This is a genomic window from Haladaptatus sp. W1 (assembly GCF_001723155.1).
Classification (GTDB): domain Archaea; phylum Halobacteriota; class Halobacteria; order Halobacteriales; family Haladaptataceae; genus Haladaptatus; species Haladaptatus paucihalophilus.
In genome coordinates, this window is sequence record NZ_MEIH01000061.1 from 1 (window position 1) to 11083 (window position 11083).

The 11083-nt window shown below is 63.2% G+C and carries 13 protein-coding genes and 2 pseudogenes; 12 read left to right on the forward strand and 3 right to left on the reverse strand.

Features of this window, described 5'->3' with window-relative positions; genetic code table 11:
• The first annotated feature begins 277 nt into the window (after positions 1-277).
• Genes BG842_RS03285 through BG842_RS03290 form a run of 3 tightly spaced genes read left to right on the forward strand, consistent with a single transcriptional unit; the run spans position 278 to position 1174 of the window.
• Complete coding sequence (locus BG842_RS03285) at positions 278-670, forward strand: OsmC family protein (protein ID WP_069449667.1); 393 nt, start codon at positions 278-280, stop codon at positions 668-670.
• A 57-nt stretch (positions 671-727) separates the two neighbouring features.
• A complete protein-coding gene (locus BG842_RS27035) occupies positions 728-904 on the forward strand; it encodes an HVO_2753 family zinc finger protein (protein WP_007978781.1) in 177 nt (58 codons plus the stop codon).
• Positions 905-907: 3 nt separating this feature from the next.
• On the forward strand, positions 908-1174 hold the full coding sequence (locus BG842_RS03290; protein ID WP_069449668.1) for an elongation factor 1-beta: 267 nt from the start codon (positions 908-910) through the stop codon (positions 1172-1174).
• Positions 1175-1197: 23 nt separating this feature from the next.
• Here the strand turns inward: BG842_RS03290 and BG842_RS03295 are convergent, their stop codons facing one another.
• On the reverse strand, positions 1198-1866 hold the full coding sequence (locus BG842_RS03295) for an MBL fold metallo-hydrolase (RefSeq protein ID WP_069449669.1): 669 nt from the start codon (positions 1864-1866) through the stop codon (positions 1198-1200).
• Positions 1867-1947: 81 nt separating this feature from the next.
• Positions 1948-3114: a cystathionine gamma-synthase gene (locus BG842_RS03300; RefSeq protein WP_069449670.1), complete on the reverse strand. Its 1167-nt coding sequence runs from the start codon at positions 3112-3114 to the stop codon at positions 1948-1950.
• Between the two features lie 87 nt (positions 3115-3201).
• Here BG842_RS03300 and BG842_RS03305 point away from each other — a divergent pair, with 87 nt between their 5' ends.
• From BG842_RS03305 to BG842_RS03345, 9 genes and pseudogenes are all read left to right on the forward strand, one after another.
• A complete protein-coding gene (locus BG842_RS03305; protein WP_069449671.1) occupies positions 3202-4191 on the forward strand; it encodes an aldo/keto reductase in 990 nt (329 codons plus the stop codon).
• 122 nt (positions 4192-4313) lie between these two features.
• The gene (locus tag BG842_RS03310) at positions 4314-4604 is read left to right on the forward strand and encodes a 50S ribosomal protein L21e (protein WP_069449672.1); all 291 of its coding nucleotides are present in this window, start codon (positions 4314-4316) and stop codon (positions 4602-4604) included.
• Between the two features lie 3 nt (positions 4605-4607).
• Positions 4608-4964 carry an RNA polymerase Rpb4 family protein gene (locus tag BG842_RS03315; protein ID WP_069449673.1) on the forward strand — a complete coding sequence of 119 codons (357 nt, stop codon included), beginning with the start codon at positions 4608-4610 and terminating at the stop codon, positions 4962-4964.
• Positions 4965-5007: 43 nt separating this feature from the next.
• Positions 5008-5580 carry a DUF655 domain-containing protein gene (locus BG842_RS03320; RefSeq protein ID WP_007978771.1) on the forward strand — a complete coding sequence of 191 codons (573 nt, stop codon included), beginning with the start codon at positions 5008-5010 and terminating at the stop codon, positions 5578-5580.
• Between the two features lie 143 nt (positions 5581-5723).
• On the forward strand, positions 5724-6608 hold the full coding sequence (locus tag BG842_RS03325; protein ID WP_069449674.1) for a 16S ribosomal RNA methyltransferase A: 885 nt from the start codon (positions 5724-5726) through the stop codon (positions 6606-6608).
• The gene (locus BG842_RS03330; RefSeq protein ID WP_069449675.1) at positions 6608-7843 is read left to right on the forward strand and encodes a mechanosensitive ion channel family protein; all 1236 of its coding nucleotides are present in this window, start codon (positions 6608-6610) and stop codon (positions 7841-7843) included. Before BG842_RS03325 ends, BG842_RS03330 begins: the two co-directional genes overlap by 1 nt.
• Positions 7840-8415 (forward strand): HemK2/MTQ2 family protein methyltransferase, encoded by a 576-nt coding sequence (locus BG842_RS03335; RefSeq protein ID WP_069449676.1) that lies wholly within the window; start codon positions 7840-7842, stop codon positions 8413-8415. Before BG842_RS03330 ends, BG842_RS03335 begins: the two co-directional genes overlap by 4 nt.
• Before the next feature lie 63 nt (positions 8416-8478).
• Positions 8479-9474, forward strand: coding sequence for a hypothetical protein (locus BG842_RS03340; protein WP_007978767.1), 996 nt, complete (start codon positions 8479-8481; stop codon positions 9472-9474).
• Positions 9471-10645, forward strand: a pseudogene (locus BG842_RS03345) (methionine synthase). Before BG842_RS03340 ends, BG842_RS03345 begins: the two are co-directional and overlap by 4 nt.
• 56 nt (positions 10646-10701) lie before the next feature.
• Here BG842_RS03345 and BG842_RS03350 read toward each other — a convergent pair.
• Positions 10702-11083 (reverse strand): annotated as a pseudogene (locus tag BG842_RS03350) (hypothetical protein); the annotation flags it as partial.

Here is an 11083-nt window from a genome sequence, read left to right on the forward strand (position 1 = left end):
GGGGTGGACGTGGTGCGGTGGCGGTGCGGTTTCAGTGACGTCTGTACTTGCAGTCACGGCAATACCGACCACGAGTCAACGAGCGGGTGGGGGCTTTCGAGGTGGTCGGTTTCCAGTAACTACAATCGCAGAACGACCAAACGTAGCTCGTAATAAATATCGATGATTCCGACCAACTCCTCGCGACGACTATCTTTCACGGTCGTACATCTTCACTCCGACAAGCGCGGCCGGAAGAACAAGCCTTAGGAGTGTTGCGGCGAACGTGGAAATTGCAATGCCAGAAGTCACTACCACGTCGGAAGCAGGATACAGCGCAGAGAACGAGGTCCGCGATTTCTCCGTCACCATCGACGCGACGGGCGAGGACGCCCCGGACACGCTCGAAACACTGCTCGCCGCGTACGGTTCGTGCTACGTTCCTGCCCTTCGCGTTGGTGGCGAGCAGCGCGGCGCTGGCGACCTCGGCAAGATCGAAATCGACGTGAGCGGCGACCTGAACGACGACGACAAACTCGACGCCGTGACGTTCGACATCAAGTGGGAAGCCGAGACGGACGACGAGACGGCACAGGACGTCATCGCCCGCGCCTTCGAACTCTGCAAGGTTCACGACGCGGTGAAAGAGAGCCTGCACGCCGAGACGACCGTCGAGACGGGCGCGTTCTAACGCCGTCTCGAACCCCGAAAGGGAAGCGTTAAAAGTCGCGCGGCGGAACGTGGGTGTATGAGTCAGACCCAAAAACAAGCGCGAAAATGCGTCTCGTGCGGGATTAACATCTCCGGCACGAACGCCGCGTCGTTCAAATGCCCCGACTGTGGGCAGACGATCTACCGCTGTGCGAAGTGCCGAAAACAGAGCAACCTTTACGAGTGCCCCGACTGTGGGTTCCTCGGACCGTAAACCATGGGAAAAGTAGCAGCTAAAGTCAAGGTAATGCCGCAGAGCCCGGAGATCGACCTGGACGACCTCCAAGAGAAACTCGAAGATTCGCTCCCCGAGGGTGCGAAAATCAACGGCTTCGAACGCGACGACGTTGCGTTCGGTCTCGTCGCGCTCCTGCCAACGGTCATCGTCCCCGACGATGCCGGTGGTACGGAAGCCGTCGAGGAGTCGTTCTCGAACGTCGAAGGCGTCGAGAGCGTCGACGTGCAGAACGTCGGTCGGATATAATTCCACTTTTCGTTTCGTTTTTCTCACTCCGTGAGCGACCGGTACGTCGCCTCGACGTCGGCGTCCTCGACGAACCCGCCGTGATAACAGAGGACCTGACTCGTCCCGAAGTCGGCGAGCGTGCCGAGGGACTCGATTGCTCGCTCCCACTCGGGCGTGAACCGCTCGTTCGGCCCGACGAGGCCGTCCTCGTCGGCGACGGTGGCGTCGGCAGCGATGAGGAGGTCCGCCTCGGAAAGGACGAGCGAGACGTGGCCGGGCGTGTGACCCGGCGTTTCGACGACGCGCATCGGTCCGGCCTCGGTTCTGAACGTGACGCCATCGACGACCTGCACATCGACCGGAACGGGGGGATAGCGGTCGCCCCTCGATTTGATTGGGTCCTTGTCGCCCTCGATGGCGGGTGTGTCATCGGTCGAAGCCACGACGGTCGCGTCGGTTCGGGAGAGGAGGTCCTCGGCACCGCCCGCGTGGTCGCCGTCCTGATGGGTCAGAAGCAGCGTCTCCACGTCGTCCAGCGAGAAGCCGTGGTCGGCGAGTGCGTCGGCCAAATCGTCCGTCTGACCGGGGAACCCCGCGTCGAGGAGAATCAAACCGTCTTCGGTTTCGACGCCCGACGGGTAGATGACTGTCTCGCGGTCGCCGCGTTCGAAGGTCAACGGAAACGCGTACACGTGGTCGGTCAGTTCCATGCACGACGCTACGTGCTCCGGTTTGGAGTACTGTTGGGCTCCGGCATTCGATTCCGCAACCGCGGAAAATAGAGGAAGTGACTACTTCAGCGCGGCGTCGAACGCCTGTTGGAGGTCCGCCTTCAGGTCGTCCACGTGCTCGATGCCGATGCTGGCGCGGATGAGGCCGTCGGTGAGTCCGGCGGCCAGTCGTTCTTCCTTCGGAATCGCGGCGTGGGTCATCGTCGCGGGCTGTTCGATGAGCGATTCGACGCCGCCGAGGCTTTCGGCGAGGGTGAACACCTCCGTCTCGGACACCACGTCGGCGGCCTCCTCCAGCGAGGCGTCGAGTTCGAAGCTGACCATACCGCCGAAGTCGCTCATCTGCTCCGCGGCGAGTTCGTGGTTCGGGTGCGATTCGAGGCCGGGGTAGTACACGGTGTCCACCGCGTCGTGGTCGTCCAACCAGTGGGCTATGTCGCGGGCGTTGTCGCAGTGACGGTCCATCCGCACGCCGAGGGTCTTGGTTCCGCGGAGGACGAGGAAACAATCGTGCGGGCCGGGGGTCGCGCCGACACTGTTCTGATAGAAGCCGATTTTCTCGTCCAACTCGGCGTCGTTGGTAATCAGCGCGCCGCCAACCACGTCCGAGTGCCCGCCGAGGTACTTCGTCAGCGAGTGGGACACGATGTCCGCGCCGAGTTCGAGCGGGCGCTGGAGGTATGGTGTGGCGAAGGTGTTGTCCACGGCACAGAGCGCGTCGGCGTCCGCCGCGATGTCGCCCATCGCCGCGATGTCTACGACGTTGAGCAGGGGATTGGTCGGCGTTTCGACCCACAGCAGTTCGGTGTTCTCGCGCACCGCGTCCGCCACTTCGTCGGGGTCGGTCATGTCCACGAAGGAGAACTCGACGTCGTAGTCGGCGTACACCTGCGTGAAGATTCGGTGGGTGCCGCCGTACACGTCCTCGCTGGCGATAACGTGGTCGCCCGAGGAGAGCAGGTTGAGGACGGTGTTGATGGCTCCCATCCCGCTGGAGAAGGCGCGACCGTATTCGCCGCCTTCGAGGCTGGCGAGGTTCGATTCGAGGTCGGTGCGCGTCGGGTTGCCCGTGCGCGAGTACTCGTAGCCGCGGTGGTCGCCCGGCCCGTCCTGTACGTACGTCGAGTTGGCGTAGATGGGCGTCATCAGCGCGCCCGTCTCCTCGTCGGGTTCCTGTCCGGAGTGGATGGACCGCGTTTCGAACCTGAAATCGTCGCTGTCGGTCATGCGCGAGGGGACGAACCGGAGGAGGGTTATCCTTTCGTCTCGCGCTCAGGAAGAAGAGGCATGTACCGGGACCACGTGCCGTGAAGCATGGACGAACGCGCGCTCGGAACGACGGGCTACGACGTAACGGAAGTCGGAATGGGAACGTGGAACATCGGGTCGGATTGGGGCGACGTGTCCGACGAAGCGGCTCACGAGGCCGTTCGTGCCGCCATCGACGCCGGAATCACGTTCCTCGACACGGCGGACGTGTACGGCGACGGACGGAGCGAGCGCGTCATCGCCGACGTGCTCGCCGAGTACGACCCGGACGAGCGCCCCACCGTGGCGACGAAGGCGGGACGGAGGCTCGACCCGCACGACGCGTCCGGGTACACGGAATCGAACCTCCGGGAGTTCGTGGACCGAAGTCGGTCGAATCTCGATACGGACGCGCTCGATTTACTCCAACTGCACTGCCCGCCGACGGACGTGTACTACCAGCCCGAAACCTTCGACGCGCTGGACGACCTGAAAGCCGAAGGGAAAATCGACCACTACGGCGTGAGCGTCGAGCGCGTCGAGGAGGGACTGAAAGCCATCGAGTATCCGGGTGTGGAGACGGTGCAGATAATCTTCAACCCGTTCCGCCAGCGCCCCGCGGAACTGTTCTTCGACGAGGCGGCGCGCCGCGACGTGGGAATCATCGTCCGCGTTCCGCTGGCGTCCGGGTTGCTGACCGGGAACCTCTCGGCCGAAACGGAGTTCCCGGAGAACGACCATCGGAATTTCAACCGCGAGGGCGAGGCGTTCGACCGCGGCGAGACGTTCGCGGGTGTGCCCTACGAGTGCGGCCTCGAAGCGGTGGACGAACTCCGACCGCTGGTACCCGAGGACGCGACGATGGCGCAGTTCTCCCTTCGGTGGATTCTCGACCACGACGCCGTTTCGACCGTCATTCCGGGTTCGACGGACCCGAAGCACGTTCGGGAGAACGTCATCGCCGCCTCGCTCCCGCCGCTCACGACGGAGGAGACGGAGCGCGTCAGGGAGGTCTACGAGGAGTACGTTGCCGATGCGGTCCACCAGCGGTGGTGATGGGCTTCCCGGTTGGGTGACTGCGCCACCGGTCCCGTGCCAAACCGACCCGCGAGGTTCGTGTCTCGGCGAGGAGGAACGTATCTTTTATAACCGTCACTGAACAAGAGCGTCATACGACTATGCCGAGCTCGAACGGACCGTACAACACTACCCGCGAAAAGTTGTCGAACAACCCCCGAGACCGTGGTACGTCCCCACCACAGCGCGCCGTCCAGCAGTACGAGAACGGACAGAAAGTCCACCTCAAAATCGACCCGAGCGTCCGCAAAGGTCGCTTCCACCCGCGATTCAACGGTCGCACGGGTGAGGTCGTCGGTAAGCAGGGCAAAGCGTACAAAGTCATCATCAACGACGGCGGCAAGGACAAGACGCTCATCACCCAGCCCGCACACCTCCGCGAACAGAAGTAAGCTATGACTATCTTCAAGGAAAAGCTCGACGAGGAGTATCTCACGACGCCGGAGGCGAAGGAACTCCTCGCGGACATCGAGCGCGAACGCGCGCTGGACGAGACCCGCGAGATGCCCTACAACCTCTCCCGGGCCATCGAACACGTCAACCGGTTCGCCGTCCTCGACGCCGAGGAGTCGCGCGAACTGGTCGGGGAGCTGCTCGAACTCGAAAAAGTGGACGAGGCGACGGCGTACAAGATCGCCGACCTCCTGCCGAAGGACCGCGACGAACTGCGAGCGGTCTACGCGCAGGAGCGGTTCACCCTCTCGGGTGACGAGCTGGACGGGATACTGAACGTCGTGGCGAAGTACGAGTAGCTTCACCGATTCTTTAAGTTGCTCGTCACCGTATTCGAGTGCAATGAGTGAATCCGAGACTGACAGCGAAGCGTCGGCTGTGGTGCTCGACTTCCTGCCACACGGTCGTGCGGAAGACGACCGTCCGCAGTACCAGAAGGAACCGGTCGCGTACGTCCTGACTGAATCCGATTTCCATCTCCTCGAACTCGTGCTCGAACAGGGTGCAAGCGTCGGTATCGGCGACAGCATTCCAATCGAACCCCCTGCGGCCCGCGAGAACGTCACCAACGTGCGCGAAGTCGCGTACGGTGACCTCACCTCCGCCGCGCAGTCGGAACTCGAACACGCCGTCACGGACATCGTGGACCGCGACGAACGGCGGTTCGTCGATTTCTACAACGACGCCCAACCGATAACCCTCCGTCTCCACCAGTTGAACCTCCTCCCCGGCATCGGGAAGAAACTGCGCAACCACGTGCTCGAAACGCGGAAACGGAAACCGTTCGAGAGCTTCGACGACCTCGAAGACCGCGTGTCCGGACTTCACAACCCGGAGGACGTTCTCGTGGAGCGCATCCTCGAAGAGATCCGCGAGGACGATTTGAAGTATCGAACGTTCGTCCGCTACGACTGACGCGAGCGGGGTTTCGATTTTCGCTCGCTTCCCACTCGCTTTCCACTCGCTTTCCGCTCTCTCGTCTCGCTTCGACGAGTGCTAACCAACGCCGGTCGGAACTCGGTGGGTTTACGCCGCTCGCTCCGGTAGACAGGATAACGATGGAACGCTCGCCACCCGAGGAAGCCGGTACGAGGGACCCCGACGCGCTGATTCGACGTGCGGGCGTCCGGGGCGACCCGAACCGCGACCAACACTTCCTCGTGGACGACCGAGTTGTGGACAGAATACCGACGTACGCCGACGAGATGAATCTGGAGCACGTCCTCGAAATCGGCGGGGGGCCGGGTGTCCTCACGGACCGTCTGCTCGCGGCCGCGGACCGCGTGACGGTCATCGAGCGCGACCCGACGTTCGCCGAGTTTCTCCGCGAGGAGTTCCGTGCGGAGTGCGACGACGGGCGGTTGACGGTCGTGGAGGGTGACGCGCTGTCGGTCGAACTCCCCGACTTCTCGGCCTGTATCGCCAACCTTCCGTACGGCATTTCGAGCGAAATCGCGTTTCGACTCCTCCCGCTCGGAAAGCCGATGCTCCTCATGTTCCAAAAGGAGTTCGCAGAGCGCATGGCCGCCGAGTCTGGAAGCGACGATTACGGGCGACTCTCCGTGACGGCACAGCACTACGCCGACGTGCGCGTCGTGGAGACGGTCCCGCGCGAGGCGTTCGCGCCGCAACCGGAGGTCGAGAGCGCAGTCGTCCGGACGGTTCCGCGGGAACCGGAGTACGAGGTGGACGACGAGGCGTTCTTCCTCGACTTCGTGAAGGCGGTGTTCACCCAGCGTCGAAAGACGATTCGAAACGGGATTCGGAACACGGCCCACATCTCGGGGCTCGACGATCCGGACGCCGTCGTCGATGCGCTCGAGTCCCCGGACGACGACGTGTTGGACGAGGACATCCTCCGAAAGCGCGCCGGGAAGGTGTCGCCCGTGGAGTTCGCCGCGATGGCACGGGTCGCAGACGAGTTGGGTCGAGGTGGTGGTTGATGGAAGGACTGCCGCTCGCCCAGACGGAGAGGTTGTTCAGACAGGTCGGACGGCAAAGTTGGTTCGACATGCGGATCTTCACCTCCGCGTTCGTCATTCTCGCGCTCATCGCGTTTTTCGCCGTGGCATGGTACGCCCGTCCGCGTTTGCAAGAGCGAGTGCCCAATTCGCTAGCAAACGTCATCGTCGTCGGTTTCGTCTGCGTGTTCCTTTTGCTCGCGTCCACGACACTCGCCTTCACGTGGAAGATAATCAACACGGAACTCATCATGCAGGCGGATTTCGGTGTCGAAATGGCGACGGCGTTCCAAGTCGGGTCGTCAGCTGCGTTGCTCGCAACCTCCTACGTCGTCGCCGGGTTCATCCGGCAAGGGATTCAGCGGGTGATCAGGGGGCGCGACGCGTTCTCGAAACACCAAACACAAGTGATGGTCCGCGTCGCGCAGGTCTGCGTGTACGTCGTCGGGTTAACCGCCGTCCTCGGTGTTTGGGAAGTGGATATCACCGGTCTGCTCGTCGGTGCGGGGTTCCTCGGAATCGTGGTCGGTATGGCCGCCCGGCAGACGCTCGGGTCGCTGTTGGCCGGGTTTATGCTGATGTTCGCCCGGCCGTTCGAAATCGGCGATTGGGTGATAATCGAAGAGGAGGAGGGAATCGTGACGGACATCTCCATCGTCAACACGCGGATTCAGACGTTCGACGGCGAGTACGTGATGATTCCGAACGATATCGTCGGCGGGAGTACCATCATCAACCGGAGTCGGAAGGGGCGGTTGCGGTTGGAGGTGGACGTCGGCGTCGATTACGAGGCGGACGTCGAGCGGGCCGCGGCCGTGGCGAAGGAGGTGATGCGCGAACCGGACGACGTGCTGGCCGTGCCGTCGCCGCAAGTCGTGACGAAGGAACTCGGCGATTCGGCCGTCGTGCTCGGACTTCGCTTCTGGATAGACAAGCCCAGCGCCCGGCGGAAGTGGCGGGCGAAGACGACGGTCATCAACGCGGTGAAGGAGGCGTTCGACCGCGAGGGAATCAAGATTCCCTTCCCGCAGCGCGAACTTTCGGGTCGCGCGGAGACGGGCGGGTTTCGGGTCGCGGAGGAACGGGAACGGACGCGTGAATTCGGTGCGACCGCGGACGGCGGAGCGACCGACGGCGGAACGACTGATGATGGCCCGACCGACGGGCATATGAACGATGGCGGCCCGGAATCCGACGACGGAGGAGAGAACGAATGACGGACCTCGCGGAACGACGCGGAACGGAAACGAAGGTGTACCAACCGGCGGAGGATTCACACCTCCTCGCCGAAGTGGCGGCCGAGGAGATAGCGGGGGACGAGTTGGTCCTCGAAGTCGGCACGGGGTCGGGCTACGTCTCGGAGTACGTGGCCGAGGAGACGGGTGCCCGCGTCGTGGGAGCGGACGTGAATCCACACGCCTGCGCGAACGCACGCGAGCGCGGCGTCAAGGCGGTCCGGGCGGATTTGGTGTCGCCGTTCCGCGACGGGGCGTTCGACGCGGTGCTGTTCAACCCGCCGTATCTGCCGACCGACCCCGACGAGGAGCGCGACGACTGGATGGAACGCGCCCTCTCCGGCGGCGAGTCGGGTCGGGAAGTCATCGACCCGTTCCTCGATGCGGTCGGGCGGGTGCTCGCACCGGGTGGACGTGTGTTCCTCCTCGTCAGCAGTCTCTCGGGCGTGGAGGAGGTCGTCTCGCGGGCGGGTGAGAATGGATTTAGCGCCGTTGCGCTCCGCGACGAGTCGTTCCCGTTCGAGACGCTGACGATTCTGAAACTCGTCAGATAATTATCCACAGTTATTTTCCCGAACGGAAAATATTAAACACCGGCATATCTTAGCCTCCCGTACATGACTGAGCGAATCGCCACGACGACGGGGTTGTTCCCGCTCCCGGATTGGGCGAAGGACGACCTCTCAGACCTGAAGGGTCACCAGAAACACGACCTCATCTCCGGCGACGAGGGGCCGGAGGTGACCGCGGTGTACGACGACGCTCGTTCGGAAGTCGTCGCGGTCCAGCAGGACGCTGGACTCGACCGAATCGTCGAGGGACAACTCCGCTGGGACGACATGCTCGCGCATCCGCTCACGGTTCACGATTCCGTGGAAACGGGGGGCATCGTGCGGTACTACGACAACAACAACTTCTATCGCGACCCGGTGGTCGTGGACGAACTCGACTTCGACGGTGACGTGGCCGCAGAACTGGAATCCGCCGCGGAACTCGCCGACGACGTGCAGGCCGTTCTCCCCGGTCCCTACTCCCTCGCCGACCTCGCAACGGACGAATACTACGGCGACGACGAGGAGTTCCTCGCCGCCGTCGCGGAGTTCCTCGCGGGCGAAGTCGAAGCCTTCCCGTCCGTCGAAACGCTGTTCCTCCTCGAACCCTCCCTCGTGGTTAGCCCGCCGGAAGACGGCGAGGACGCCCGGGCGAGCGAAGCCATCGACGCTGTTGCGAACGCGACGGACGCCGACGTGGTGGTACAGCCTTACTTTGGCTCGCTCACCGAGAAGGTTCACGCGCACGTGCTCGACGCCGACATCGACGCCCTCGGCTACGACCTCGTGACCGACCACGAGGGGTGTCTCTCCAACATCAACGAGTTCGGGACGACGGACTCCGTATCCCTCGGTCTGGTCGATGGACAGAACACGCTGGTCGAATCGGCGGAAACCGTCGCCGAACGTGTTGACTGGTTCGAGGAGAACACGCCGGTCAACGAGTTCGAGACGGAGTATCTCACGACGAACACGGAACCGTTCTACCTGCCGTACAGCAAGTTCGAGGAGAAGGCGGCCGTGCTCGGCGAAGCCGCGCGGTTGGAGGAGGTGGAAATATGAGTGGCGAGTCGCCACGCGACTCGAAAAACGAGCGGGGAGGAACGACCCGCGAGTCGCCAGACGATGCTCGAAACCAGTTCCGTCCGGAGGACCACGACAACGACCACTTCATCCTGACGACCATCGTCGGAAGCTACCCCAAGCCGAAGTGGGTGGACCGCTCGCGCGAACTCTACGAGGACCCGGACGCCGACTTCGACGAGGACGCGTGGGAGGAGGCACAGAACGACGCCTCGCGTCTCATCACGAAGGAGCACGAGCGCGCCGGACTGGACGTCGTGGTGGACGGCGAGATGCGGCGCAACGAGATGGTCGAGTACTTCGCCCACCGCATCTCGGGCTACGAGTTCAACGGCCCGGTGAAGGTGTGGGGTCACAACTACTTCGACAAGCCGAGCGTCGTCACGGACGTCGAGTACGACGAGACGTGGCTCGTGGACGAGTACGAGTTCACCAGCGAGGTGGCGGACCGTCCCGTCAAAGTCCCCATCACCGGCCCGTACACGCTGGCGAGTTGGAGTTTCAACGAGGCCTACGACGACGAGGAGTCGCTGGCCTACGACCTCGCCGACTTGGTGAACGAGGAGATAAAGAAACTGGTCGAGTCGGGTGCGCGCTACATCCAAATCGACGAACCGGCGCTGGCGACGACGCCGGACGACCACGCCATCGTCGGCGAGTGTCTGGAGCGCATCGCGGACGGAATCTCCGTGAGCGGAGCGAACGGAGGCCAGTCGGACGAGTCCGACGCCGTTCCGGAGGACGTCTATCTCGGCCTGCACGTCTGCTACGGCGACTACTCGCGTATCTACCCCGAGATGCTGGACTACCCGGTGGACGAGTTCGACCTCGAACTCGCCAACGGCGACTACGAGCAACTCGACGTGTTCCGCGACCCCGAGTTCACCGCGAACCTCGCGCTCGGTGTCACCGACGCCCACACCGCCGAAGTCGAGAGCGTCGAGGAAATCAAGGAGAACATCAAGAAGGGACTCGAAATCGTTCCCCCGAACAGCTCACCGTCAGCCCCGACTGCGGCCTGAAACTCCTCCCGCGCGAGGTGGCCTACGGCAAGATGGCGAACATGGTGCAGGCGGCGCGCGAAGTGGAAGCCGAGTTGGATTCGGGTGAAATCGACGTTCGGAGCGCGCCCGTCTCCGCCGACGATTGACGACGGACGTTCCGTTTCGAAGCCAACCAGCGGTTCGATTTTTCGCGGTCTCCGTCCTATCTATCCGAAAAAAAGTGGTGAGAAACGTGTGTGGTTCTACCAGTTGTAGGCGTGGTGGCCGCCGCGGTGTCCGTGCCCGCCGTGATGCCACCGTGACCATCGTGGTCGTCATCACCGTGGTGTCCGTGACCGTCGTGATGTCCGCCGTGGTGTCCGTGACCGTCGTGATGACCATGGCCGCCGTGGCCGTCACGGGCGTATTCGAACTCGACACTGACCGGGACGCGGCCCCCTTCGCCGGGGTGGGCCGCCCACGTCGATGAGGCGATGACTTTCTCGAAGTTGCCGTTGCGGAGGAAGTGGTGGAGTTCCTGCTCCTCGTCGTCCGAGAAGGTCCGCATATCGAGCTGTTTTGACCTTCGCTTTGCCGTTCTCCTT

Bases quoted from the DNA above. Each gene is read 5' to 3' on its own strand.
- BG842_RS03285 (WP_069449667.1), top strand. From the start codon at position 278: ATGCCAGAAGTCACTACCACGTCGGAAGCAGGATACAGCGCAGAGAAC.
- BG842_RS27035 (WP_007978781.1), top strand. From the start codon at position 728: ATGAGTCAGACCCAAAAACAAGCGCGAAAATGCGTCTCGTGCGGGATT.
- BG842_RS03290 (WP_069449668.1), top strand. From the start codon at position 908: ATGGGAAAAGTAGCAGCTAAAGTCAAGGTAATGCCGCAGAGCCCGGAG.
- BG842_RS03295 (WP_069449669.1), bottom strand. From the start codon at position 1,866: ATGGAACTGACCGACCACGTGTACGCGTTTCCGTTGACCTTCGAACGC.
- BG842_RS03300 (WP_069449670.1), bottom strand. From the start codon at position 3,114: ATGACCGACAGCGACGATTTCAGGTTCGAAACGCGGTCCATCCACTCC.
- BG842_RS03305 (WP_069449671.1), top strand. From the start codon at position 3,202: ATGGACGAACGCGCGCTCGGAACGACGGGCTACGACGTAACGGAAGTC.
- BG842_RS03310 (WP_069449672.1), top strand. From the start codon at position 4,314: ATGCCGAGCTCGAACGGACCGTACAACACTACCCGCGAAAAGTTGTCG.
- BG842_RS03315 (WP_069449673.1), top strand. From the start codon at position 4,608: ATGACTATCTTCAAGGAAAAGCTCGACGAGGAGTATCTCACGACGCCG.
- BG842_RS03320 (WP_007978771.1), top strand. From the start codon at position 5,008: ATGAGTGAATCCGAGACTGACAGCGAAGCGTCGGCTGTGGTGCTCGAC.
- BG842_RS03325 (WP_069449674.1), top strand. From the start codon at position 5,724: ATGGAACGCTCGCCACCCGAGGAAGCCGGTACGAGGGACCCCGACGCG.
- BG842_RS03330 (WP_069449675.1), top strand. From the start codon at position 6,608: ATGGAAGGACTGCCGCTCGCCCAGACGGAGAGGTTGTTCAGACAGGTC.
- BG842_RS03335 (WP_069449676.1), top strand. From the start codon at position 7,840: ATGACGGACCTCGCGGAACGACGCGGAACGGAAACGAAGGTGTACCAA.
- BG842_RS03340 (WP_007978767.1), top strand. From the start codon at position 8,479: ATGACTGAGCGAATCGCCACGACGACGGGGTTGTTCCCGCTCCCGGAT.